Below are 23,310 nucleotides of genomic sequence, written 5' to 3'. Positions count from 1 at the left end.
ACCCGTGGTCACGCGGTCGCCCCGGCTCCCGGCATCAGCGATGCGATGTGCAGCTCGTGCGGGTTCGGGTAGCCGTTGCTCGCGGCGCGGGCATGGCGACCAGACGGTGTCGGGTCGTTTCCGAGGTCGCTGCTCCACCGGTCCCGCAGGGTGGCGAGTCGCTCCTGCAGAAACTGCAGCGCCTCAACCGATTCGACGACGATCCGGGTGTGGTCCCCCACCCCGATCTCGACCGATCCGCCGTACCCGCTCGGATGCGGCCGGTGATACTGCACGCTCAGGTGCCCGGCGCATTCTTCGCGGAGGACCACGACGTCGGATGCAGCGGGCAGGACGAGGGTCTGTTCGGGGTCGTGCATGGTGTCCTCCATGGCGGATCGGCGGTCGCGGTAGTCGCGGACTGTGTTGGTGATCAGGCCCGCGACGACGGCGAGCAGGAAGGCGCCGGCGGCGAGCTGCCACAGGACGCTGAGGATGCCGAGCATCAGATGGTCACCTCCACATATCCGCGGGCGTACCGGGCGTCGAGGGTGTCGATGCTGTAGCGGATCGCGTTGTTGGCTGGCACGACCGCGCGTGCGTGAGCGTGGACGCGGATGAACTCGCAGTCGGCGCCGACGGGCCGGAATCGGCATCCGTCAGGCACCTCGGCCGCGGAGGTGAAGTGCTGGGGCGTCCACCGCGCGGGCTGCGCGGTGAGCTGCTTGCGCAGCAGTTCGGCGGTGGACTCGTAGCGGGCCCGGACTTCGGCGGGCAACTGCGGCCACACCGTGTCGGCAGCCGGGTCGTCGGGGTCGCAGCACAGGCTGGCCCAGATCGTTCGGGCGAGGGCGTCGCTCATGCGGGCAGCACCTCCCGGTAGACGCCGACCTCGAAGCTGTTCGCGCGGTAGGTCTGGCCGTGCGAGTCGGACGGGTCGACGACGTCGTCGCCGCGTCGCCGCCACGTCATGCCTTCGGCGACGTCGTAGAACACCACGCCGTCGGGCACGCAGGTGGGGTGTTGCCATGTGCGGCCGGGGGTATCCGGGCGCTTCCACCCCAGCTCTTCGAGCCGCCCGCGGAGTGCGGCTGCGGCGTCGGTGATGCGGTCACGCAGCTCCTGCGGCAGCTGCTCAAAAGTGCGACCGTCGGGGAGATCGGGGTGGATGGCGTGCAGCTGCGGCGCCAAGACGAGCTCGTCGAACGCGCGCTCCCGGCGATCCGCCATCGCGGTCAGCATGCCGGCGAATTCCGGGTCGCTGCTCTCGTAGTTGCTGGCCATCCCTCGCAACTCACTCAGTCCGATCACGTAAGATCTCCTCTGTCTCGTTCTGTTCGGCCGCCGCTACCACCGGCGGCCGGATTTCTGTGCGGGGTGGTTTGGAAGACGCGGCCCCGGAGTCCGGGGCCGCGTCGCACCTCGGCGCAGGGACGACCCCTTCACCTGCGGCGAGGGTGTCTACAGCGGCCAGGTCATGACCGGGAACTCGAAAGTCGTTGCGGGAGCGGGCGCGGTCCGCAGCAGCGAACGCACCCAGGCCTCGATCAGGTACACGTGATTCACCTCCGATCCCTGAGAGCGGGGAGCGCGTACACGGCGAGCACTGCCAACGCGACGATCAGCACGGCCAGAAACACGTCAGCGCTGACCACTCCGTCGGCGTACAGCGACCAGTCGGCGACGATCACAGCGAGCGCCGCCGCACAAGCGGTCGCGGGCTTCACGCTGCGGCCCCGTTCCGTCGCGCCTCGGAGAACGCTGTGCGGATCACCTGCTTCTGCCATTCGGTGAGTGGCGGGGCCTTGGCGATCTGATCAGCGATCCAGGCGTCCCGCATCTCCTCGTACGACAGTTCGCTGGGAAGGTTCCGCACCCGCCGGGCAACCGACGCCCCCGGGTCTTCGCAGGGCGAGTGCCTCATGGCTGCGCCTGGACGTGCTCATCGGAGAGGAACACACCGGGCGACACGTCGAGGACGTCGGCGATGTTCTCCAGGTCAGAAAGTGAAAAGGGGTAGCGGCCATTGAGCTTGCGGCTCAGGGTCACGTTCGCAATGCCGGACTCGATGCTGACCCGCTGTTCGGTCATTCCCGAGCGACTGATCTCCGAACGGACACGCTGGGCGACCCGCTGCCACCACGTTTGGGCTGTCTCCATATGGCGACAGTAGCGCCATATGGAGACTTCGGCAACCACTTAGCGACAGCGATTCCCACCGACGGCATGGACCTGCCAGTTGTGGCAGTCTCCATATGGAAACTAGACTTAGAGCATGCCAACGAACGCACGGGGTACCGGGTGGCTCACAGAAGCTGTCGCGGCCGAGATCCGTTCCCGGATGGGGACTTTGAATATGAAGCAGGTCGACCTGAGCCGGGCGACCGGAATCCCGAAAGGCACCGTTTCGTCGATGTTGGGGCTGAAGTCAGCGATTGACCTCGAACAACTCAACGCCATCGCCGAGGCCCTGGACGTGGACGCCGACAGCCTCGTCGGGGACGCCATCCGAAACTGGCGCACACGACTCGGCGACGTCTACCGTCCAGACGGGACGCTCGATCCAGACCACACCACATGGGCACGCGAACCCGACGAGCACGTTGCCGAGCTAGTCGACCGAAAACGCCGGCGATCGGACTGACACCGCACACGCACACCGGCCAACCACCCGAGCGGCTGCTCATACCGCCATGTCCCGAGCGCACCGGGACCGTGCAGCCACGCCTCGACCGCGGCAGCCATCAACCGGCGCTGGTGCCTGGGTTCAATCCCCCGTCGTGGGACGACCTCGACGTGATCGCCGTCGACAATGACCGACCCGATGGTCAGCCATTCCCCAGAATGCATTGGCGTACCCGCGGGTTCAGAGAAAACGATCCCAGCCACCTCGAGCGGCGAATCGTTCGGCGAAAGCGAATCTCTGGCGTCGGCGAACCCACTTCCCACATCAGCCAACCTTCCGCAATCCCGGCCCGACCCCGAAAACTGCTGCTAGGTCTGTAGTTACAGGTTGCAGCATATCGCCGGTCGAACAGGCGTGCGAGCTGATTGGAGGAAAATCGTCCGAGGTATTCCCGACCGTTACGCGACGTTTCCAAACCGATGCGTACGGTTCTCGCTACCACCGAGTAACGCTCGCTCGGCAGCTGCGATTCGCGCATGTTTCCAGCGGGCAACTCCCCCAGCAGAATTCGGGCAATGCAGTCGCGATGCAAGTAACGATGCCCCCGGGCAACCCGATCTTCGATCGATCGCCTACACAGACCCATCGGACCAAGGGGCATAGATGAACAGAGCAGGGGGCGCGATGGCCATCGCCATCGCCGCAGGTGTGGTACTGGCCGGATGTTCCTCAGGCGAGTCGGAACCCCTTCCGAAGGAGGGCGCCACGGCGCCGGCCGCCGACAGTGGGTACATCGACGTCGTGATCGGGCAGCCGTTCCAGATCAGCAACCAGGACGGACCGACCGCGACAGTCACCGTCGTCGATATCGAGATCGACCCGACATGCTCGACCGCCTACGGCACGCCCACACCACCGCAAGGCACGAATGTCGCGCTGCTGCTGGACGTCCAGACGACCGCCAACCCGCCCGTCAAGTACATCTCCAACGCGTGGTTCGACGAGCTGACACCCGACGGATACACCAAGTCGACGCCGGCGCCCAGTGAAACCTGCATCGCCGACCGAGAGCACTTCACCAGCGACCCGACACCCAACGCGAAATACCGCGGCTGGGTGCTCGTCGACGTCTCCAACCCAGCGTCATCGCTACTGATGGCCGACATCTGGGACAGCCGCACACCCCCGGAAACACACCGCATCCCCCTCGTCGACTAGCGTCCACAGCCCGGCTGCCGCTGCAGATGCCAGCGGCAGCCCGTGAACTCATGCTGTGGCGGGATCCGCCAACGGCGTCCAATCGATCTCGATCGAGTCGGAGGTGAACGGCAGCCGCAGACTACGGCGATGCAGGGTCACCGTCATCAGCGAACCGATCACGGCCCTCCGACGGTCAAGGTGCAGACCGGGGAATTTCTTCGCGTCGTCACCAGTGATGCCCTTGAACAACCGCGACCGATTCGCATCCTCGATCGCCATGTCGATCGACTTGAGACGGTCCTTAATTCGCTTCGACGCGAACTTCAACTGATCGCCATCGATGTCACCATCCGCAAAGGCAGCCGCCAGCGACTTCAAGCGCTCGCGCAACGCAACCGACTCAGCTCGCCGCGCATCCAGGTCCGGGTGCTTCTGATCGATCAGCAACTCCGCCGCGTCCGGCTGCGATAGCCGCGCGATGACTAGTCGCGTGATGTGGTCGTCAACATGTTCCGTCAGGCGCGTAACGCGGAAGCACGTACGACACCGGTAAATCGGTTCTCTCCTCGTCGAGGTCATGGCCGCTTTCACCGTCGACCGCACGTCGTCGGCCTTGCATTCGCTGCACAACGCCAAGCCAGACATCTGGTACTTTCGCGCCACGTCCACCGGTCTCCGCGACGGATCGGCGAGGATGTCGTTGACCGCTCGCCACATCTCCGGCGCAACGATCGGCTCCCATCCAAACTCGGACTCGTCCAGAATCTGACCGCGGTAGCTCTTCCAGCCAGCGTTGCGCGGGTTCTTCAAGATCTTCGACAGCTGTGTCGGCGAGTTCCACCTATTGCCCAGCGTCGTTTTGATGCCACGCCGGTTCCAGTCCGTCAGAATCCCGTTCAGCGAATGACCCGTGAGCACCAGCTCATACGCTTCCGCCAGCGCTGCCGCCTCCGCTGCATTCAGCGATCCATCCGGGTGTCGACCGAACGACCGGCGCGACGAGTAGTTCCCGCCCGACTCTGCGAGCTGCCGGTACTTCGACTTCTGACGTGCGCTGCGACGTTCGGTTTCCGCCTTCGCTACCGCGCCTTTGATCCGGGCGAACAGCCGACCATTGTCGGTGCCGAGATCGATGTCGCCCGTGACGGTCGCGAGGAGGGTGTGATGCTTGTCCGCGACAGCGATGATGTGCTCGAGGTCAATCGGCTCGCGATACAGGCGGTCACAATCCCATGCCGCCATCGCTTGCAGATCTCCGGATTCCACGTCACGCAGCATCCGGTCCCGCTCAGGCAATTTCCGCTTCTCACCGACGGCGGTCCGGTCGTTGTCGCAATACCGAACCGGCTCCCATCCTCGGGGCTCGATGATCTTCGCGATGATCTCTTTCCACTGACGATCGATGGCCAGCTCGTCATCCTCAGCATCATCCGACTGACGCAGATAAACACCGCACCGAATCGTCACGCGCACACCTTTCCTCGCGGATGTCGGCCGTCCACTGGACAACGGTCGACGGGTGCGGCTAGCCTACCGAATCGAGTGCTTCGCGCAACACCAGATTGCTTGTGGCGCGCACCGTTTATCCCTTTCTGGAGTCGTGGCCCACGTCGATGCGTGGCCGCCGGAATCGAGCTACGCCCGATTTCCAACTTGTTCTGTCCAACGTTCGTCGCCGGCGTCGAGTTCCCGGACGGCGACTCGGCGTTGCGGCAAAGACCGACAAATCGGACTCTACCGTTCTTGGGCATCGTGCAGGCCACACACCGACCTGGTGACGGTGAATTTGCGGTTGCGCCCGATGACGTCGGTGCGCCCGACCATCCGCTCCACCACACCCCGGTAATTGAGATGGGAGTTGTAGACGGTCCAGAGTTCCCCACCGGGCCGCAGCACCCGCCCGGTCTGGCTGAACATCTTGATCGCCGACCCGGTGTGCACCGCGGCGCCGACGTGGAACGGCGGATTACACAGCACCAGGTCGGCGCTGTTGTCCGGGGCGCTGGACATCGCGTCGTCGCGCACCACCGTCACCCGGTCGGCGACGTCGTTGGCGGCGACCGTGGCCATGGCGGAGGCCACCGCGGCGGCGGACTGATCGGTGCCGATCACCTCCAGCCGGGGCCTGGCCTTGGCGAGCGCCACGGCCAGGATGCCGGTGCCACAGCCGAGGTCGATGGCGGTGCGTGCGTCGGGCTTCATCGTCTTCATGTGCTCGAGCAGGAAACGGGTGCCGATATCGAGGCGAGCGCCGGAGAAAGCGGCACCGTGCGCGACGACATCGATATCGAGTTCACCGAGATGCTCGCGCACCGGAAATGGCGGCTCGCCCAGCTGTTTCGGGCCACTGACCAGCAGCATGCGCGATTTCTGGCGGCCGCGGCTGGCCCGCACCTCGGTGAAGGATTCGCCGAGGACTTCGTTCATCGTGGTGGTGAGGTATTTGTCGCGACCGCCGGCGAACACCTTGACGTCGGGTTCGGCGAATCGGGCGATGGTGTCGGCGATCTCGCTGAGCCCCGCCAGGACGCGCGGCAAGCGCAGCAGGACCACACGCACGCCTTTGAGCAGTTCGGCGTCGAGGGCGTGCGCGGTGTAGCGGTCGGCGAGGCCGAGGGCGCGGGCGTTGGCGGCGAGGGCGAGTTCGCCGGTGAGCAGATCCTGGTGCACGCGTAAACCGCGCAGGTCGTGTGTGGCGGCGGCGCCGAGGGTGAGGGCGCCGTAGCTGTCGCCGATAATGGCAACTTCCCCGCTATCCGCGGCGGCCAAGGCCTCGGCCGCGACATCGAGAATCAACCGATCAGCGGCATCGACGGCATACAGGTTCGGCGCCTCCACATCCGGATACCGGCGCAGCCGCCCCAGCAGATCCTCCACATTCAGCACCCGTCAAGTGTGCTAGATCGTTGCCCGGCAAGCACATCTGCCCCGATTCGGGCCGGTTTCGACAGGCGAACACCCCGGCCGAATACCCCGTGCGAGCGGGCAATGATGGGTAACATTTGCCACATGCGTAACAAGCTGGTGGTCGGCCTGGTTGCCCTCGGTGTCCTCGGATTCGCGGCGGCCTGCGGCGACGACGAACCGACCCCCGCCACCGTCGTCGACTCCCCTGGCACCTCGGCCGCGGAGCGCACCACCACCGTGGCTCCCCCGGAAGCCCCCGACGCCCCGGCCGACGCCGCACCCAAGCGTGCCCAGGCCTCCGGCGACGCCGCGCTCACCGTCACCGACATCAGCGTCGGCCACCACGAGGGGTTCGACCGGGTCGTCTACGAGCTCGGCGGCACCGGCACGCCCGGCTGGGACGTCGAATACGTCGACCAGGCGGTGCAGGACGGCAGCGGCACCGCCATCGATGTCGCGGGGCAATCCGTCCTGGAAGTGCGGATCACCGGCTCGGTCTACCCGTTCGACAGCGGCGTCGAGCCCTACTCGGGGCCGGACCCGGTGATCGAGCCGTCCGCGCCCGCCGTTGCCGGGGTGTATCGCACGATCGTCTTCGAGGGCGTCACCCAGTCGTTCATCGGCGTCAACGGCGAGCGGCCCGCGTTCTCGGTGAGCACACTGAGCAACCCGACCAGGCTGGTCATCGATATCGCCACGTCCTAGCCGGCCCGTCCGAGCCGTGTCCGTACGGCCAGTGCGGCGCAGCCGATGACGACGAGCCCGCCGAGCACCGTCGGCAAGGTGAGTTGTTCACCGAGCAGCAACGCGGCCCAGCCGATCGTCAGCACCGGCTGTACCAGCTGAATCTGGCTGACCTGCGACATCGGGCCGATCGCGAGCCCGCGGTACCAGGCGAAGAAACCCAGGTACATGCTCACCACCGCGAGGTAGGCGAAAGCGGACCATTCGGTCACCGTGCCGCTCGGTGGATCGTGTGCGATCGAAAGTGCGGTCAACAGGATCATCAGCGGCGCGGCCAGCACGAGGGCCCACGAGACCGTCTGCCATGCGCCGAGTTCCCTGGCCAGCAGCCCGCCTTCGGCATAGCCGATCGCGGCGGCCGCGACCGCGCCGAAGAGCAGCAGATCCGACCAGTGCGGTACCCCGAATCCGCCGCCTTGCAGGGCGGCGAAGACGAGGGCGGCGACAGCGCCGAGCGCCGCCGCGTACCAGAAGGCCCGCGGCGGTCGTTCGTGACCGCGTAAGATCGCCGTGACCGCGGTCGCGGCGGGCAGCACGGCGATCACCACCGCACTGTGGCCCGCGGGCGCGGTGGTGAGCGCGTAAGAGGTCAGCAGCGGGAAGCCGATCACGACGCCGCCTGCCACGACCGCGATCCGAATCCACCGGCGTCCGCGGGGCAAGGGCTGCTCGGTGACGACCAATGCGATGGCGGCGAGGAGTGCGGCGATGACGGCCCGGCCCGCTCCCACGAACAGCGGCGAGATCCCGCCGTCGTCGACGGCCACTCGCGTGAAGGGGACGGTGAAGGAGAAGGCGGCTACGCCGAGAAGCCCCCAGCGGATGCCGGACCCACTCGGTAGCGGTGGGCGCGAATCGACAATAGCGCTACTCTGGACTCTCATGTTCAACGATAGCAGCTCCCGCATTGTCGCCGACCTCCGCGCGTGGATCGCCACCGCGACACCGGGCGCGAAGCTGCCGTCGACGCGGGCGCTGGTGGCGCAGTACGGCGCGAGTCCGGTGACGGTGCAGAAGGCGCTACGAACCCTCTCAGCGCAGGGCATGATCGAAACACGGCCGGGTATAGGCACTTTTGTCCAGGGCGCGCGGGTGGCCCGCCCGCATGACTACGGCTGGCAGACGGCTGCGCTCGGCTCGCCGATCGCTCGTGCACCACAGCTCGCCGCCGCGTTGCGCACCGCACCCAGTGACGCGATCGCCCTGCATTCGGGTTATCCGGACCGGGAACTGCTACCCGATCGGCTGGTCCGGGCCGCGCTCTCCCGTGCGGCGCGCAGCACGGCGACGATGTCGCGGCCGCCCGTCGCCGGGTTCGCGGAACTCCAGGCGTGGTTCGCTGCCGAACTCGGGGCGGCCGTACCGGTCGGCGTCACACCGCCCGCGCTCAATGACGCCATCATCACCCCGGGAAGCCAGAGCGGCCTCGGAAGCGCCTTCCGCGCGCTGGCCGGCGCGCGCGGGCCGCTGCTGATCGAATCGCCCACGTATTGGGGAGCCATGCTCGCCGCGGGTCAGGCCGGCATCCCGGTCGTGCCGGTGCCCAGCGGCAGCGACGGCCCCGACCCCGAGGAACTGGACCGCGCCTTCCGGCGCACCGGAGCCCGCGCTTTCTACGCTCAGCCCAACTTCGCCAACCCCACCGGTGCGCGCTGGTCGCCGGAGGTCGCAGAGCGGGTGCTCGAGATCGTGCGCGGGCACGGGGCGTTCCTGATCGAAGACGATTGGGCGCACGATTTCGGCATCACCGCCGATTCGGTGCCCGTCGCCGCGCGTGACGACGCCGGGCATGTGGTCTATCTGCGTTCACTCACCAAAAGCGTGTCCCCCGCGGTGCGGGTCGCCGCGATCATCGCGCGTGGACCAGCGCGTGAACGCATCCTCGCCGATACTCAGGCGGAATCGATGTATGTGAGCGGGTTGTTGCAGTCGGTCGCGCTCGACGTCGTCACGCAACCGGCATGGCGGCGCCATCTGCGGACGGTGCGCCAGCAGCTCGCAGTTCGCCGCGACCTGCTCGTGGAAGCATTGCGCGAACACGCGCCCGGCGCGCATGTGACGGCCGTTCCCGAGGGCGGATTGAACCTGTGGGTGCGGTTGCCCGATGCCACCGACCTGGCCCGGCTGGTACGCGACTGTGAGACGGAGGGCGTCAGCGTGGCGGCCGGCGACGAATGGTTCCCCGCCGAGCCGACCGGACCGTATCTGCGGCTCAACTACTCCGGCCCGAATCCCGGCGCCTTCCCGGACGGGGCACGGGTGATCGGGCGGGCGCTGGCGCGACAGGGCTAGCCGGGGTATCGGTTCGCCAACGTTCGCGCCACGCTTGGCCATCGGCGGTAACGACCCAGTACGGTCATGAGGACTTACGGTCAGATGCCGGCAATGTCTGTCTCCGCGAAGACACGGGGCGGCCGGCATCCGCGAGGGGAGAAAGACCGATGCGACGCTACGAGCGCATGAGCCTTGCCGCCGCCGCGGTGGCGCTGGCGGGCGGACTCGTTCTGGTGAGCGCCTGTTCGAACAGCGTCTCCGGCACTGCCCAGGTCAACCAGGCCGATCTGGCCACCTACACCTCGATGGCGGCAGCGTCGTCGTCGGCGGCCGCCACATCCGCGGCGACCACCGCCTGCGATGCGTTCAGCGACGCCAACGGCAACGCCGTGCGCAAGTTCAACGCCTACATCGATGCCAGCAACAACGATGCGCCCGACACCGCCGCCAAGGCCGCCGACGCCGAGACGGCGCTGCGCGACGGCGCGAACGACGTCGACCGCAAGCTGGTCAAGAACGTCCCCTCCGGCGTCGCCCAGGCGTTGCGGGACTGGCGCGACGACAGCAAGAAGCTGGCCGACATGCTGAAGACGAATGCGCCGACCGACCTCATGAACGACCACATCGACACCTTCAACACCACCAAGAACGCCGCGGTCGACGCCTGCGACGACTACGAGTAAGTACCTCGCCGGGGTATTGTCCGCGCCCCACTAGACTGGGGCCCGTGACCGACCAGCATCCGACTTCGCGCCTGCCGGGGCTCGCCCGGCTGTTCGCGCTGATCGCGCTGCTGAGTGGGATCGTCGGCATGCACGTCGGAGTGTTCGATTTCGGGCATGCGTGGGCCGATCACGGTGCGTCGGCCGGAGCCGCGGATCATCCGCACGAGAGCCGCGCTGCGCACGCCTCCACGCCGGCGATAGGTGCGGCTGCACCCACGCTCGTCACCGCCCCACCCGCTGCCGTGACCGCCGCTGCGCCGCAGGGCTTCCCGGCAGCAGGGTTCGAAAATCCCGCGCACAGTGCACAATCGGCTGCCGCGTCTGCCGGTGATGTGCACGCGGATCGGTCCGGCAACGGGTCGCTCACGCATGCTCATCGGTCCCGAAGCGACCCGCCCACGGGTGCAGTTCGGTCCGGCGGTGATGTACGCGAACCGGCCGATCACCCTCGAAGCTCCGTACTCGCGCAGCCTGATCGGTCCGAAAGCAATCCGCTCACGGGTGCAGCTCGGTCCGACAGCGATGTACGCATGCTCGCCGATCACCCTCGAGGCCCCCTGGTCGCGCAGCCCGATCAGCCCGAAAGTGACCTGTTCACGGGCACATTCGTGGCCCCGCTGCTATCCGCCGACCGCATCGGCGGGCACGAGCAGGATTGCGGTGACTGCGGGGTGCACGGTGGGATGCACGGCTGCGTGTTCATCCTCTCGATGCTCGGTCTGGCGATCGGGCTTGTGCTGTTGTTCCGGTTGGCGTTTCAGCCCGTGGACGGCTCCGGAATCCTCCGCGGCCACCGTCCCGCTCGGCGCGAACGTCCACCGCCGTGGACCATGCCGACGCTCGCGGAATTGTCGATTCTGCGGATCTGATGGGCCGTCGCGCCCTGGTCACCAGGCCGGGGGCGCGACTCGGCCTGCCCGCATTCCCTCGCAATTCCCCAGGAGCACAGACATGTTCATCACCCGTACCCGTTTCCTGATCGCCGCCGTCGCCGCGACCGCCCTCACCGTCGCCGGATGCAGCGACGATTCGACCACCGCCACCGAGACCACGACCAGCGCGGCGGCCAGCACCAGCGCGAGCACACGCACCGACTTCAACGCCGCCGACGTCACGTTCTTGCAGATGATGTACCCGCATCACGCGCAGGCCGTCGACATGGCGAAGATGGTGCCGAGCCGCACCCAGAACCCGCAGCTGCTGGCGTTGGCCGCCGCGGTCGAGGCGGCGCAGGCACCGGAGATGCAGCAGATCACCACGCTGCTCGAGAGCTTCGGCCAGCCCGCGCCGAACGCCGGTGAGCACGGCGGTCACGGTGGGCACGATATGCCGGGCATGATGACCCCCGAGCAGATGACGGCGCTGGAGAACGCCACCGGAGCCGAGTTCGACCGGCAGTGGATGCAGATGATGATCGAGCACCACATCGGCGCCATCGACATGGCGAACACGGTGCTGGCCGAGGGCGTCAACCCCGACACCAAGGCTCTGGCCACGAGCATCGTCGCCGCCCAGCAGGCCGAGATCGATCAGATGCGGCAGATGCTCGGCCAGAACTGAGGCCGGTCGCCGAGGGTCGGTGGCGGGCCGAGTACCGCCCGCCACCGGCCATCGGCGAGGGCACTGACCGAACGCCGCCGATCCAGCCCTAGGGCGTCTGGAAGGCGCCGAAACCAGGGACGATATTGCCGCTGGTGGCGAAGACGGTGGCGGTGACCAGGCCGGTGCCGGTGGTGACGACCACCGGCTTCGGCTTGCCCGTCGAGCTGGTCGTGGTGGGCAGTTCGATGGTGCCGTTCGCGCCGGTGTTCCAGTTGCGCCAGTTCACCTGCACGGTCGGTGAGAACGGGATGAGCGAGAAAATGGGATCGTCGACCGAGAGGGCCGTTTCGCCGGGCGCCCCGGTCGGCGTCGCCGCCACATGCACCACGCCGACCGAGGGCGACAGATCGTAGGAGTAGTTGAACACCACGGGCACCGGGAAGACGGTGGTCGGCTGCGCCACCGCGGGGCCGGAACCGCCGATCACGAAACCGAGGGCCAGCGCGATCGCGGCCAGGGCACCGGCGACGGATCGGATCACGATGTTCACCACTGTCCTCCTATTCGCGCGGGAATCGGCCATTCGTCCCGAGTATTGCCCCCTGAACGCAATAATGTGCTCGTTTTTGATCACCGGTTCGTCTCGATGACGAGCGAGTGCGGCCCGATCATGCTGAATCTCGACGGCACCGGCGGGCAGGCACACGCGAAGCCCACCCGCGACGAGCACAGTGCGGTCACGGTGCCGGTGCGGCCACATCGACCTCCGGCCACGCCGGTGACCTGCCCAGCAAGCGCAACATCCGATCCAGGCGCGACTCCTGCGCCACGGTCGGCATGGCCGGACCGAACGCCGCGCCGGGTTCGAGGCGACTCGAGCCGGTGGGCACTTTTTCGGCGATCCGCAGCGCGACCGCCGCCAGCTCCGGATTGATCTCGATGTGCTCCCCGATCGCGCGGGCGACGTCCCATGCGTGGACCACCGAGTCCAAGAGGTGGAAGTTGATCGCGGTACTGCCGGGGATGGCGGTCTCGGTGGTGACGTCGGGCAGGGACCAGTGGCGGTCGAGCGCGTCGTCGGCGGCGAAAGCGGTGACGACCTCATCGCAGGAGGTCAGGCAGTCGGCGATCGGATCCTCGGCGAATTCCCCGGTCCACCAGTCGTATTCGCTGCCGTGGCCGGCGGCCGCGGCGGCGAATCCGCGGTTCTGCACGGCGATGTGATGCAGCAGGTCGCGGAGATCCCATTCCGCACAGGGCGTCGAGTCGGCGAGCCGATGCGGCGCGACTCGTGCGACGGCATCACGACACAGTCGGACGGACTCTCGATGTTGTTCGCGAATATCAGTAGGCATGCACATATCGTAGGTGCACGCTTATCATTTGCCCAGAGGTATCTTTTTCCCATGCCGGACCGACCCGACCTAGCAGCGATGATCGTGCCGCTCGGCCGCACCTTGATGGCCATCGAACGCCCGATCCTGGAATCACACGGCCTCACCATGTGGGCCTACGGCGTATTGCTCGGCCTCGAGGAATCTCCGGTTCGCACCCAATCGGCCCTCGCCCAGGCCATCGGCGCCGACAAGACCCGCATCATCCCCACCCTCGACGATCTCCAGGAACGCGGCCTGATCACCCGCCTCCCGGACCCGGCCGATCGCCGCGCCCGCCTGCTATCGCTCACCCCCGCCGGACGGGAACTTCGCGACCGCACGCAGGCCGCCATCCAGCAGCAGGAGGCCGAACTCCTGTCCTCCCTCTCGGCCGATGATCGCCGCGGTTTTCTTCGTGCCCTGCAACAGCTCTCCGAACGTCGGTCCGGGAGCACGGGCGGTCCGTAACCCCGCTTTGCCAGTTCGCATCGAAAAGCACCCCGGCACGTGACCGGATCGCAATCCGGCACGGTCTGCGAACCCTCACGGCGTTCCGTCCCTTGCGAATACGGCATTTCGGGCGTCTACTTAGTACGACGGCAGGTCCACCAACCGGCCTGCACCGTCATCGCTACACCTGATCGGATCCACCTCATGATCATTATCGGAGCCGTACTCCTCATTGCCGGACTGATTTTCGACGTTTCCGCGATCACCATGCTCGGCGTCGTCATCCTGATCATCGGCGCGGTGCTGTTGCTACTCGGTAGCGTCGGCCGACCCGTCGCGGGCAGGCGCCACTACTACTGATTCACGCCCGACACACCAGTCAGAGGAGGGCGGAATGCGACGCCTAGTGACGATCGTGGCAGTCGTATGGTTGCTCATCGGCGCCATCGCGGCCGTACAACGCGGCTATTTCACCGACCGGGAACAGAATTGCGCGAGCGTCGGGACCGTCGCGGTGACCGTTATCGCCGGCCCGTTGAACTATGCCGGCGTCAACCCCAAGGTCAACGATTGCAAGCTCCCGCAACCGAGCCCGTGAGTCATTCTCCCGGCTGATCCGCGCGCGGTGTAGATCATCCGGGCGGCCGATGTGGGCACGACCCGTGGCCACCTAGCGTTGCGGCATGACCCACACGGCGCAGCTGGCGCGGCGCATCGGCGAAGTGGATATGCTGCGCGGCTTCGCGCTGTTCGGAATTCTGGTTACCAATGCGGCAGTGCTGACCATGCTGCTGTCGTTCGCCGGACCGAATTCCGACCCCGTTCCGATATACGACGGCACATGGGACCGGCTCGCCTACGGAATCATCTACGGGTTTTTCCTCGGCAAGTTCTATGTGCTGTTCGCGTTCCTGTTCGGGTATTCGTTCACGCTGCAGATCGCGGCCGCCGACCGCGCCGGCGCCGCACCCGTCCCGCGACTGCTGCGCCGGTGCGCGGCGCTGCTGCTGATCGGCCTGGCGCATGTGAGCCTGTTGTGGATCGGCGACATCCTCACCCTCTATGCCGTGCTGTGCGCGATTCTGGTGCTGCTGCGCGGGATTCGGCCGCGCACCGCCGTGATCACCGGCGTGCTGCTGTACGGCATGTTCGCCGCGCTCGCATTTCTGCCCGGCAGCGGCGGCGGAGTCGGCAAGCTCGGCGAGTTCTTCGACCTGGCAGGGATTCGGAACGGATTCCTCGGTGGTCCCGGCGACGTCTTCACCACCCAGCTGGAGACCGGCCCGATATTCCTGATCTTCACCTTCCTCGGGCAGGGCTGCACCAGCATGGGCATGTTCCTGATCGGCATGGCCGCCGGCAAGGTGCGCTTGTTCGAGGATGCCGAGCGGTTACGGCGATGGACGCCGCGGGCGCTGCTGATCGGCGGCGTCGTCGGGCTGCCCGTCTCGATCGCGACGGTGGTCCTGCACACGCTGCACGCCGAGGTACCGAACTACCTGTTCGGTCTCCAGGAATTGCTCAATCCCGTGCTGACCGTGCTGTACATCGCGACGATCGTCTGGTTGGCGCACTCGAGCCGCGCGACGTGGGTGCGCCGATTGGCACCGGCCGGGCGCATGGCGGCAAGCAATTACATCGGCCAATCGGTGGTGATGGCGGTGATCTTCACCGGGTACGGGTTCGCGCTCGGCGATCGCGTCCCGCCGTTCGCTGTGCTCGCCATCGCCGTCGTCACCTACCTGGTTCAGCTATGGGTGAGCGAGCGATGGTTGCGCGGGCATTCCTACGGCCCGGTGGAATGGGTGCTGCGCGCCGCGACCTACCGGCAGTGGCCGGCCTGGCGCAGGCACGAGAGCCTCAGTACCGCGGATGCTGCCACGCGCGCTTAGCGCCGACCGACGTCGAGGCCGCGAGCGCCACCCATGCGGCGGTGGTGACAGCCACCAGCACCGCGGATCGGTCGTTGATGATCTGCAGGAAGATCGACGCCGCGAGGATCCCCAGCGCGAGGACGGACAGCACGATGCCGACGCGAGTTATCGGTGCCATACAGACCATTGTCCAACTTCCGTTCACCCGGCTGCACCCGTTGGTGGTAAACCGCACACCCGGCGGGCTGAATTAGAACGTGTTCTATATTTGGGGGACTGTTCCGGCGATCCCTCGGGAGTTCACGCGATGTACCAGTGGTCCGACGAAGACCTCATGTTCCGCGACGCGGTGCGCGGCTTCATCGACAAGGAGCTCAAACCCCACGTCGACCAGCTGGAAAGCGGTGCGATGCCGCCCTACGACATCATCCGCAAGCTGTATGCCACCTTCGGCCTCGACGAGATGGCGCGGGAGGGACTGGCGAAATCGCTGGCCCGCGAGGAGGCGGGCACCACGGGTAAGCCCGGCGGCGGGTTCAGCGGCGCGGGCAGCATGGGCGTCATCCTCAACAGCGAACTGGCCGGGGTCAGCCTCGGGCTGGTGGCCTCGATGGGGGTGAGCCTCGGCCTCGCCGTCGGCACCATCCGCAGCCGCGGCACCCTCGCCCAGAAGAAGCGCTGGCTGCCGGAACTGGTCACCATGGAGAAGGTGGGTGCCTGGGCGATCACCGAACCCGATTCGGGCTCGGATGCCTTCGGCGGCATGAAGTCCTACGTGCGCCGCGACGGCGAGGACTACATCCTCAACGGGCAGAAGACCTTCATCACCAACGGCCCCTACGCCGACGTCACCGTGGTCTACGCCAAGCTCGACGAACAGGACGGCACCGACCGGCGCGACCGCAAGGTGCTGACGTTCGTGCTCGACAAGGGCATGCCAGGCTTCACCCAGAGCCCGCCGTTCAAGAAGATGGGCATGAACTCCTCCCCCACCGGTGAGCTGTTCTTCGACAACGTGCGCATCACCCCCGACCGCCTGCTCGGCGAGACCGAGAACCCGGCCAAGGGCGACGGCAAGGACAGCGCCAAGGAATCCTTCGCCGCCGAACGCATCGGCATCGCCTCCCTCGCCCTCGGCATCATCAACGAATGCCACCGGCTCTGTGTGGAATACGCCAAGTCCCGCAAGCTCTGGGGCCGGGAAATCGCCCAATTCCAGCTCATCCAGCTCAAACTCGCGGAAATGGAGATCGCCCGCATCAACGTGCAGAACATGGTCTTCAACGCCATCGAACGCACCGCCGCCGGCGAAAAGGTCTCCCTCGCAGAAGCCTCCGCCATGAAGCTCTACTCCTCCCGCGCCGCCACCGAGGTCGCGATGGAAGCCGTGCAGCTCTTCGGCGGCAACGGCTACATGGCCGAATACAAGGTCGAGCAGCTCGCCCGCGACGCCAAATCGCTGATGATCTACGCGGGCAGCAACGAGATCCAGGTGACGCATATCGCCAAAGGGCTGGTGGGCGGGTAACGCATGCAGATCACCGGACGTACGTTCGTGGTGACCGGAGCCGGGAACGGAATCGGGCGCTGCGTGACCATGGAGCTGGTCGGCCGCGGTGCGGTGGTGATCGGCGCCGACCTCGACGAGCGGGCGCTGGCCGAAACCGCCGCACTGATCGCGGATCCGGCGCGCTTCACCGCCCACCGGCTCGACATCTCCGACCATGCGGCGGTGACGGCGTTCACCGATACCGTGATCGCCACCCACGGCCCGGTGGACGGACTGTTCAATATCGCGGGAATCGCCCAAGAACTCCAGACCGTGACCGATCTCAGCGACTCGCGGATCGAAACCCTGATGCGGGTGAACTTCTTCGGCGCGGTGTGGCTGACCCGCGCCTTCCTCCCGCACCTGCGACAACGTCCCGAAGCGGTCATCATGAACACCTCGAGCCTCTCGGCGATCGTGCCGGTACCCGGCTCCGCGGTGTACGGTGCGTCCAAAGCCGCACTCGCGCTGTTCAGCTACGGCTTGGCGCAGGATCTGCGGGGTCGCACGAATATCACCGTGACCACGGTACTGCCCGGATCGGTCTGGACCGACCTCGTACGCAAGGTGGCACAGGAGCTGGGTGCGCCCGAGAAGCTGGCGAAGGGTTTCTCGGCGAAACCGGAACGGGTGGCCCGTCGGATGGTCGAGGCGACGGCGAAGGGCAGCGGGCGCGTCGTCATCGGGAAGGACGCCCGCGTCTACGACATCGTCCGTCGGGTGAGCACGCGATTGGCCGACCGGCTGTCCTACCTACAGGTCGGTCACGGCGTCTACACCGAACGCACCGAGCTCACCCGATCCTCCTGAACCGGCTCCGCCCGGCAGGGCTGAACCTCAGCCAGGTGCGCCCGCCCCTCGGCAATGCGGAATCAGCGGCCCGTGCGCTCGCGGTGCTTGCACCCCGGCCAGCAGCACGGCCGCCGCTGGCCTTCCTCCAGTTCCTCCTGGGTGCGCCGGATACGGCGCTCCCGGGTCTGGGCCTGCACCGCGTCCTCGACCCAGCAGATGAATTCGTTGCGGGCCAGCGGCGTGATGTCGTGCCAGGCGGCCAGCGCCACCGAGTTACCGATCAACGCCGTGCGCAGATCGTCGGGCAACTCGTGCACCACCCCACCGGGAACCCGCTGATCAGTCATAACGCCACTGTAAGCCGATCCGCGCGGCTACCGAAACGCCTCACGGATGGTGGGCGGCGGCACTCCGGACTCGTTGCGGACCGAATCAGCCGGTCGGCCCGACGCAGGATGCGCTGGACAGCATCCGCCCTGCACCGACACTGGTGCCCCCAGTGGGACTCGAACCCACACTGTGCGGATTTTAAGTCCGCTGCCTCTGCCAATTGGGCTATAGGGGCGTCGGCTCACCCTACCGACTCGTACGGGTGTACCGGAATCCCCCGGGGCGGAGAGGCGTGTCAGGTGGTGGGGTCGGACTGGATGGTCTGGCAGGTTTCGACGAGGACGTCGGCGGCGAGCAGGCCGGATTCGTTGGCGGTTTCGCGGATTTCAGCGGACAGGGCGGGATCGGTGGTGACCTTGCACAGGGCGATCTGGAGGGCCTCGCCGAGCAGGGCGAGATGGCGGGCGATGGCGAGCTCGTCGGCGTCGGCGTTCACCTCGTCCAGGCCGACGGGCTGGGCGTCGGACTGGATGCGGTAGCGGCGCAGGGTGTCCTCGCCGAGCACCTTCATGAATTCGACCGACGCCGCCAGGCAGCGGTTGTTGGCGACGCGGTATTCGGTGCGGTCGGAGACCCGCTCGATGAGCACCGCGGCGATGGTGGCGGCGGTGAACATGCCGTCGCACACCCGGGCAGGCCCCGCTTCCGGCGGCCCGGGAGGCGCGTCGGCCAGTCCGGTGGTCACCGCGTCGATCCAGCGGATGACCAGGTCGGTGCCGGAATGGTCGACGGCGCGGGCGGGAGGTTCCGCCCGGCGCCTGCGTCGCCACGGATTGCGCATCGTGTCACCTCTGTTCTGAGACGGACTTCCCGAGCACCGAATGCCGCTTGCCGTATGCGAAGTACACCACCAAACCCAGCGCCATCCAGACAATGAAACGCAGCCAGGTTTCCACCGACAGATTGAGCATCAGCCACAAGCAGGCCAGCACGGCCAGAATCGGCAGCACCGGAACGAAGGGCACCTTGAACCCGCGCGGCAGATCCGGGCGGGTCTTACGCAGCACCAGCACACCGATGGAGACCAGCACGAACGCGAACAGCGTGCCGATATTGACCATCTCCTCGAGCGTGCCGAACTCGATGAAGCCGGCCAGCACCGCACACACCGCGCCGACGATGACGGTGATCCGGACCGGGGTGCCGCGGTTGCCGGTGTGGGCGAGCTTGCGCGGCATCAGCCCGTCTCGCGACATGGCGAACAGCACCCGGGTCTGGCCGAGCAGCATCACCATGACGACGGTGGTCAGGCCGGCGAGCGCACCAACGGAGATGATGTTCTTCACCCAGGTGTCGCCGTGGATGGCGAACGCCGTGGCCAGCGTCGCGTCGTCACCGGCCAGCTCGGTGTAGGGCACCATGCCGGTGAGCACCAGCGACACCGCGACGTAGAGCACCGTCACGATCATCAGCGAGCCGAGGATGCCGCGCGGCATATCGCGCTGCGGGTTCTTGGTCTCCTCGGCCGCGGTGGCGACGACGTCGAACCCGATGAAGGCGAAGAACACCAGGCTCGCCGCCGCGAGCAGGCCGTACCAGCCGAAGGTGCTGTTCCCCGCGCCGGTCACGAAGGAGAACAGCGACTGGTGCACGCCCTCGCCGCCTTCACCCGGCTTGGATTCGGGGATGTAGGGGGTGAGGTTGTCGGCGCTGAAGTAGGTCACGCCCATCACCAGCACCAGCGCGATGACGCCGAGCTTGATCGCGACGGCCACCGCCGACACCCGCGAGGACAGCTTGGTGCCGAGCGCGATCAGCGTGGTGAGCACCGCGATGAGCAACACCGCACCCCAGTCGAAATCGACCGAACCGATATGCAGGATCGGCGAGCGCGAACCCATCAGCTCACCCAGATACTGCGACCACCCCTTCGACACCACCGCCGCGGCCAGCGCGAATTCCAGGATCAGGTCCCAGCCGATGATCCAGGCCGCCAGCTCACCGAAGGTGGCGTAGGAGAAGGTGTATGCGCTGCCCGCCACCGGGACGGTCGAGGCGAACTCGGCATAGCAGAGGGCGGTCAGCGCACACGCGATGGCGGCGAAGACGAACGCCAGCGACACCGACGGTCCCGCCACATTGCCCGCGGTGCGGGCGGTGAGGGTGAAGATGCCCGCGCCGACGACGACGGCGACGCCGAAGATCGTGAGATCCCACGCGGTGAGCTCCTTGCGGAGCTTGGAATCGGGTTCGTCGGTATCGCGGATCGACTGCTCCACGCTTTTGGTGCGCCACAGCTGTCGGCGGCTGGTCGGTATCGCCACGGCGATCTCCTTCGTCTCGAGGTCTCCCAGGTGGTGGTCAGTGGACGCCTTCCATATGCCTGCTCACCCAGGGTGAGAGGCCGGCGACAACCAGACCGGCGAGGATCGCGACCGCGCCGATGATGCCGAAGTAGGCGAACTCGTCTGCCGGATCGTAGTAGCGCGCGAGGGTGCCCGACATCGAAGTACCGAGACCGACCGAGAAGAAATACAGCGCCATCATCTGCGCGCGGAACACCTCGGGCGCGAGCTGAGTGGTGACGGCCAGGCCGATCGGCGAGATCAGCAGCTCGGAGACGGCGAACACGCCCATGATGAACAGCACCAGCAGGGCGGGCACCGCGCGGCCACTGCTCTGCGACATCGGCGTGAACAACCAGAACGCCAGGCCCATGCCGATCACGCCGAGAGCGAACTTGCGCGGGGTGCTCGGCGCGCGGGAACCGAGCTTGGTCCACATCAGCGCGAACAGCGGCGAGAGCGCGATGATCCACACCGGCTCCACCGAACCGATCCAGCTCGACGGGGCGGTCCAGCCGAAGATGTTCCAGTCCATCCGCTCATCGGAATACACGGCCAGCACGGTGAAGATCTGCTGGAACAGCGACCAGAACACCGCGTTGGCGATGAACAGCGGGATGAACGCGCGTACCCGGCTGCGTTCGACGGGGCTCACCTTGCGGTCGATGAGCATGACCACGAAGTAGACGACCGAGGCGACCGCGATGACGCCGGTGGTGACGTCGGAGAGGTTGTCCAGGGTCACCAGCCCGGTGAACGCGGCCACCGCGACGATCACGGCCGCCGCGGCGACCAGGCCGAGCACCTTGCCGATGGCGCTGGGCGGCAGCGGATCGGGCACGTTGCGCCCGGCCGTGCCCAGATTGCGACGGAACACCACGTACTGGGCCAGACCGAGCCCCATGCCGATGGCGGCGGCGCCGAAACCGGCGTGGAAGCCCCACTCGCGTTGCAGCAGCCCGGTGAGCAGCGGACCGACGAAGGCGCCGAGATTGATGCCCAGATAGAACAGTGTGAAACCGCCGTCGGTGCGCGGATCGCCGTGCGGGTACAGCGTGCCGAGCAGCGAGGAGGCGTTCGCCTTGAGCGCACCGCTGCCCAGTGCCACCAGCACCAGCCCGACGCCGACGCCCGCGAGCCCGGGCAGGACGGCCAGGGCGATATGGCCGGCCATCACCACCACGCCGCCGTAGAACACGGTGCGTTCCATGCCCAGCAACCGATCGGCTACCCAGCCGCCGAGCACGGTGGACAGATACACCAGGCCGCCATACGCCCCGACGATGCCCACGGCGGTGTCCTGATCCATCCCGAGGCCGCCCTCGGTGGCCGAGTAGTACAGGTAATACCCGAGGATGGTCAGCATGCCGTAGAAGGAGAACCGCTCCCACATCTCGACACCGAACAGGTTCGTCAACCCGATCGGGTGCCCGAACAACGTCCGCTCGGCGGGCGATTGCTCGATCTTCACTGCATCGGACATGGTCAGACAATCCCACGTTCGGCCGTTGTGCACAGGCATCCACACCGAAAATGCATCGAACCGCGACGTCTTCGCGCGATTTGCGCTGGTGCCGCATCCGTCGCGGCGCGCCGGGTTCGCCGAGGGTGATTAGGCTCGGGCCGGGAACATCACACCCGTGGCGAGTGCGGGCGCTCCGGCAGCCCCGACGACGAAGGCGGTGCGCTGATGACGGAAGTCGAAGTGACGGTGCCGGTGCCGATCGACCAGGCCTTCGCGGCCCTGGCCGATGGCTGGTTGTACGCGAGCTGGGTCGTCGGCGCCTCGCATATCCGGGTGGTGGACCGTGGCTGGCCCGCCGTGGGCACTCGCATCCATCACAGCGTCGGCCTGTGGCCGCTGACCATGCAGGACGTCACCAAGGTCACCGCCGTCGACCCGCCGTACCTGCTCGAACTCGACGCCCACCTGTGGTTGATCGGCGCGGCCTGGATCCGCTTCGACCTCGACGAGCCGCAACCGAACCTCACTCGGATCAGGATGTCGGAGCGCGCGTCCCGAGGCGTGGGCAGCCTGATCCCGGGGATCGCGCAGAACCTGTTCTTCGCCGCGCGCAATCAGGAATCGCTGGACCGGCTCGCGCACCTGATCATCGGACGGGCCGAAGCGCAGCCGTGACGCGGCGCTGACGCGCTCAGTAGTTCGATCTTCCCTCCGCACAGCAGTTCTGGGTAGTCTCGATGCGCGGCGGATGGCCGCGTCACCGGGAGGGAATCACATGCGTTTCGCACGAGCATCGCTGGGCGCCGGGGCGCTCGCGATCACGGCCGTGGCCGCCATTTTCACCGCACCGCCCGCGCAGGCCGCGCCGCCGGGTCATGTCAGCTGCGGTGCGACGCCGGTGGGTTCCCGGCTGGACGTCACCTGCACCAACACCGACGTCGGCGCGGGCACCGGCACACTCGTCGGGCTGTGCAGCAACCTGCGCATCCTGTATGAGGCCCATTTCCGGCTCGCGGGCAATTCCTCCGGAACCTTCAGCCAGGATTGCGGGCCGGGTGCACAGCCGATCTGGTGGCACACCCCTGGTATCACCGACTATCAGCAGATGCTGCAGAACCGGGGCACCTGAGGG

31 protein-coding genes and 1 tRNA gene are annotated in these 23,310 nt (G+C 66.9%); 15 read left to right on the top strand and 17 right to left on the bottom strand.

Going from position 1 to position 23,310, the window contains the following annotated elements; translation table 11 throughout:
* Positions 1 to 8: 8 nt before the first annotated feature.
* The 6 genes from AC5W7N_RS15395 to AC5W7N_RS15370 all read right to left on the bottom strand — a co-directional run bounded on the left by AC5W7N_RS15395 (position 9) and on the right by AC5W7N_RS15370 (position 2,139).
* Positions 9 to 485 carry a hypothetical protein gene (locus AC5W7N_RS15395; protein WP_495921742.1) on the bottom strand — a complete coding sequence of 159 codons (477 nt, stop codon included), beginning with the start codon at positions 483 to 485 and terminating at the stop codon, positions 9 to 11.
* Positions 485 to 841: a hypothetical protein gene (locus AC5W7N_RS15390; RefSeq protein WP_495921741.1), complete on the bottom strand. Its 357-nt coding sequence runs from the start codon at positions 839 to 841 to the stop codon at positions 485 to 487. The genes AC5W7N_RS15395 and AC5W7N_RS15390 overlap by 1 nt, the downstream gene beginning before the upstream one ends.
* Positions 838 to 1,290: a hypothetical protein gene (locus AC5W7N_RS15385; protein ID WP_495921740.1), complete on the bottom strand. Its 453-nt coding sequence runs from the start codon at positions 1,288 to 1,290 to the stop codon at positions 838 to 840. Before AC5W7N_RS15385 ends, AC5W7N_RS15390 begins: the two co-directional genes overlap by 4 nt.
* Positions 1,291 to 1,541: 251 nt before the next feature.
* Positions 1,542 to 1,706 carry a hypothetical protein gene (locus AC5W7N_RS15380; protein ID WP_495921739.1) on the bottom strand — a complete coding sequence of 55 codons (165 nt, stop codon included), beginning with the start codon at positions 1,704 to 1,706 and terminating at the stop codon, positions 1,542 to 1,544.
* Entirely contained in the window at positions 1,703 to 1,855 is a 153-nt protein-coding gene (locus AC5W7N_RS15375; RefSeq protein WP_495921738.1) for a hypothetical protein, read from the bottom strand. The genes AC5W7N_RS15380 and AC5W7N_RS15375 overlap by 4 nt, the downstream gene beginning before the upstream one ends.
* Positions 1,856 to 1,899: 44 nt before the next feature.
* Positions 1,900 to 2,139 (bottom strand): helix-turn-helix domain-containing protein, encoded by a 240-nt coding sequence (locus AC5W7N_RS15370; protein WP_495921737.1) that lies wholly within the window; start codon positions 2,137 to 2,139, stop codon positions 1,900 to 1,902.
* A 196-nt stretch (positions 2,140 to 2,335) separates the two neighbouring features.
* Here AC5W7N_RS15370 and AC5W7N_RS15365 point away from each other — a divergent pair, with 196 nt between their 5' ends.
* Positions 2,336 to 2,623 (top strand): helix-turn-helix domain-containing protein, encoded by a 288-nt coding sequence (locus tag AC5W7N_RS15365; protein WP_495921736.1) that lies wholly within the window; start codon positions 2,336 to 2,338, stop codon positions 2,621 to 2,623.
* Positions 2,624 to 3,268: 645 nt separating this feature from the next.
* The gene (locus tag AC5W7N_RS15360) at positions 3,269 to 3,823 is read left to right on the top strand and encodes a hypothetical protein (RefSeq protein WP_495921735.1); all 555 of its coding nucleotides are present in this window, start codon (positions 3,269 to 3,271) and stop codon (positions 3,821 to 3,823) included.
* Positions 3,824 to 3,871: 48 nt separating this feature from the next.
* On the opposite strand, the gene AC5W7N_RS15355 is transcribed toward AC5W7N_RS15360, so the two are convergent.
* Both AC5W7N_RS15355 and AC5W7N_RS15350 read right to left on the bottom strand, forming a co-directional pair.
* Entirely contained in the window at positions 3,872 to 5,278 is a 1,407-nt protein-coding gene (locus AC5W7N_RS15355; RefSeq protein ID WP_495921734.1) for a recombinase family protein, read from the bottom strand.
* Positions 5,279 to 5,539: 261 nt separating this feature from the next.
* Positions 5,540 to 6,691: a class I SAM-dependent methyltransferase gene (locus AC5W7N_RS15350; protein ID WP_163811462.1), complete on the bottom strand. Its 1,152-nt coding sequence runs from the start codon at positions 6,689 to 6,691 to the stop codon at positions 5,540 to 5,542.
* Positions 6,692 to 6,814: 123 nt separating this feature from the next.
* Between AC5W7N_RS15350 and AC5W7N_RS15345 the strand changes: the two genes are divergently transcribed.
* Positions 6,815 to 7,417 carry an AMIN-like domain-containing (lipo)protein gene (locus AC5W7N_RS15345; RefSeq protein WP_490724813.1) on the top strand — a complete coding sequence of 201 codons (603 nt, stop codon included), beginning with the start codon at positions 6,815 to 6,817 and terminating at the stop codon, positions 7,415 to 7,417.
* On the opposite strand, the gene AC5W7N_RS15340 is transcribed toward AC5W7N_RS15345, so the two are convergent.
* Complete coding sequence (locus tag AC5W7N_RS15340; RefSeq protein ID WP_490724814.1) at positions 7,414 to 8,340, bottom strand: DMT family transporter; 927 nt, start codon at positions 8,338 to 8,340, stop codon at positions 7,414 to 7,416. The two genes, AC5W7N_RS15345 and AC5W7N_RS15340, sit on opposite strands and share 4 nt — an antisense overlap.
* On the opposite strand from AC5W7N_RS15340, the gene AC5W7N_RS15335 reads away from it, so the two are divergent.
* The 4 genes from AC5W7N_RS15335 (at position 8,339) to AC5W7N_RS15320 (ending at position 12,015) form a co-directional block, all read left to right on the top strand.
* Positions 8,339 to 9,748: an aminotransferase-like domain-containing protein gene (locus AC5W7N_RS15335; protein WP_490724815.1), complete on the top strand. Its 1,410-nt coding sequence runs from the start codon at positions 8,339 to 8,341 to the stop codon at positions 9,746 to 9,748. The genes AC5W7N_RS15340 and AC5W7N_RS15335 overlap by 2 nt on opposite strands.
* Positions 9,749 to 9,897: 149 nt before the next feature.
* Positions 9,898 to 10,413 (top strand): Rv2240c family protein, encoded by a 516-nt coding sequence (locus AC5W7N_RS15330; RefSeq protein WP_163811454.1) that lies wholly within the window; start codon positions 9,898 to 9,900, stop codon positions 10,411 to 10,413.
* Positions 10,414 to 10,457: 44 nt separating this feature from the next.
* Positions 10,458 to 11,324, top strand: coding sequence for a hypothetical protein (locus AC5W7N_RS15325; RefSeq protein ID WP_490724816.1), 867 nt, complete (start codon positions 10,458 to 10,460; stop codon positions 11,322 to 11,324).
* 82 nt (positions 11,325 to 11,406) lie between these two features.
* Complete coding sequence (locus tag AC5W7N_RS15320; protein ID WP_195020010.1) at positions 11,407 to 12,015, top strand: DUF305 domain-containing protein; 609 nt, start codon at positions 11,407 to 11,409, stop codon at positions 12,013 to 12,015.
* Between the two features lie 88 nt (positions 12,016 to 12,103).
* Here the strand turns inward: AC5W7N_RS15320 and AC5W7N_RS15315 are convergent, their stop codons facing one another.
* Together AC5W7N_RS15315 and AC5W7N_RS15310 are read right to left on the bottom strand one after the other, a co-directional pair.
* Positions 12,104 to 12,547, bottom strand: coding sequence for a hypothetical protein (locus AC5W7N_RS15315; RefSeq protein ID WP_163811448.1), 444 nt, complete (start codon positions 12,545 to 12,547; stop codon positions 12,104 to 12,106).
* A 187-nt stretch (positions 12,548 to 12,734) separates the two neighbouring features.
* The gene (locus AC5W7N_RS15310) at positions 12,735 to 13,352 is read right to left on the bottom strand and encodes a TIGR03086 family metal-binding protein (protein WP_490724817.1); all 618 of its coding nucleotides are present in this window, start codon (positions 13,350 to 13,352) and stop codon (positions 12,735 to 12,737) included.
* 51 nt (positions 13,353 to 13,403) lie between these two features.
* Between AC5W7N_RS15310 and AC5W7N_RS15305 the strand changes: the two genes are divergently transcribed.
* The 4 genes from AC5W7N_RS15305 (at position 13,404) to AC5W7N_RS15290 (ending at position 15,715) form a co-directional block, all read left to right on the top strand.
* Complete coding sequence (locus tag AC5W7N_RS15305; RefSeq protein WP_490724818.1) at positions 13,404 to 13,841, top strand: MarR family winged helix-turn-helix transcriptional regulator; 438 nt, start codon at positions 13,404 to 13,406, stop codon at positions 13,839 to 13,841.
* A 186-nt stretch (positions 13,842 to 14,027) separates the two neighbouring features.
* On the top strand, positions 14,028 to 14,183 hold the full coding sequence (locus AC5W7N_RS15300) for a hypothetical protein (protein ID WP_085996257.1): 156 nt from the start codon (positions 14,028 to 14,030) through the stop codon (positions 14,181 to 14,183).
* 34 nt (positions 14,184 to 14,217) lie between these two features.
* A complete protein-coding gene (locus AC5W7N_RS15295; protein ID WP_163811442.1) occupies positions 14,218 to 14,421 on the top strand; it encodes a hypothetical protein in 204 nt (67 codons plus the stop codon).
* Between the two features lie 85 nt (positions 14,422 to 14,506).
* Positions 14,507 to 15,715, top strand: a complete 1,209-nt coding sequence (locus AC5W7N_RS15290) for a DUF418 domain-containing protein (protein WP_490724819.1) — start codon at positions 14,507 to 14,509, stop codon at positions 15,713 to 15,715.
* Here the strand turns inward: AC5W7N_RS15290 and AC5W7N_RS15285 are convergent.
* Positions 15,684 to 15,875 carry a hypothetical protein gene (locus AC5W7N_RS15285; RefSeq protein WP_138450856.1) on the bottom strand — a complete coding sequence of 64 codons (192 nt, stop codon included), beginning with the start codon at positions 15,873 to 15,875 and terminating at the stop codon, positions 15,684 to 15,686. The genes AC5W7N_RS15290 and AC5W7N_RS15285 overlap by 32 nt on opposite strands.
* Before the next feature lie 129 nt (positions 15,876 to 16,004).
* Here AC5W7N_RS15285 and AC5W7N_RS15280 point away from each other — a divergent pair, with 129 nt between their 5' ends.
* Positions 16,005 to 17,225: an acyl-CoA dehydrogenase family protein gene (locus AC5W7N_RS15280; RefSeq protein ID WP_163811439.1), complete on the top strand. Its 1,221-nt coding sequence runs from the start codon at positions 16,005 to 16,007 to the stop codon at positions 17,223 to 17,225.
* Positions 17,226 to 17,294: 69 nt separating this feature from the next.
* On the top strand, positions 17,295 to 18,056 hold the full coding sequence (locus AC5W7N_RS15275; RefSeq protein ID WP_228806809.1) for an SDR family oxidoreductase: 762 nt from the start codon (positions 17,295 to 17,297) through the stop codon (positions 18,054 to 18,056).
* A 62-nt stretch (positions 18,057 to 18,118) separates the two neighbouring features.
* Here AC5W7N_RS15275 and AC5W7N_RS15270 read toward each other — a convergent pair whose 3' ends face one another.
* The 5 genes from AC5W7N_RS15270 to AC5W7N_RS15250 form a co-directional block, all read right to left on the bottom strand.
* Positions 18,119 to 18,385, bottom strand: coding sequence for a YdeI/OmpD-associated family protein (locus tag AC5W7N_RS15270; RefSeq protein WP_163811436.1), 267 nt, complete (start codon positions 18,383 to 18,385; stop codon positions 18,119 to 18,121).
* 141 nt (positions 18,386 to 18,526) lie between these two features.
* Positions 18,527 to 18,603, bottom strand: a tRNA-Leu gene (locus tag AC5W7N_RS15265).
* A 60-nt stretch (positions 18,604 to 18,663) separates the two neighbouring features.
* Positions 18,664 to 19,209, bottom strand: a complete 546-nt coding sequence (locus AC5W7N_RS15260; RefSeq protein ID WP_138456220.1) for a hypothetical protein — start codon at positions 19,207 to 19,209, stop codon at positions 18,664 to 18,666.
* A gap of 4 nt (positions 19,210 to 19,213) precedes the next feature.
* The gene (locus AC5W7N_RS15255; protein ID WP_163811434.1) at positions 19,214 to 20,692 is read right to left on the bottom strand and encodes an amino acid permease; all 1,479 of its coding nucleotides are present in this window, start codon (positions 20,690 to 20,692) and stop codon (positions 19,214 to 19,216) included.
* 37 nt (positions 20,693 to 20,729) lie between these two features.
* A complete protein-coding gene (locus AC5W7N_RS15250) occupies positions 20,730 to 22,196 on the bottom strand; it encodes a peptide MFS transporter (protein WP_163811432.1) in 1,467 nt (488 codons plus the stop codon).
* 207 nt (positions 22,197 to 22,403) lie between these two features.
* Here AC5W7N_RS15250 and AC5W7N_RS15245 point away from each other — a divergent pair, with 207 nt between their 5' ends.
* Complete coding sequence (locus AC5W7N_RS15245) at positions 22,404 to 22,853, top strand: SRPBCC family protein (protein WP_163811430.1); 450 nt, start codon at positions 22,404 to 22,406, stop codon at positions 22,851 to 22,853.
* A 100-nt stretch (positions 22,854 to 22,953) separates the two neighbouring features.
* Positions 22,954 to 23,307 (top strand): hypothetical protein, encoded by a 354-nt coding sequence (locus tag AC5W7N_RS15240; RefSeq protein ID WP_195020013.1) that lies wholly within the window; start codon positions 22,954 to 22,956, stop codon positions 23,305 to 23,307.
* The last annotated feature ends 3 nt before the right edge of the window (positions 23,308 to 23,310 follow it).

The organism is Nocardia sp. CDC519 (assembly GCF_059509835.1).
Note: the sequence above shows the minus strand (reverse complement) of the source record. Positions and strands in the feature narration are given on the sequence as shown.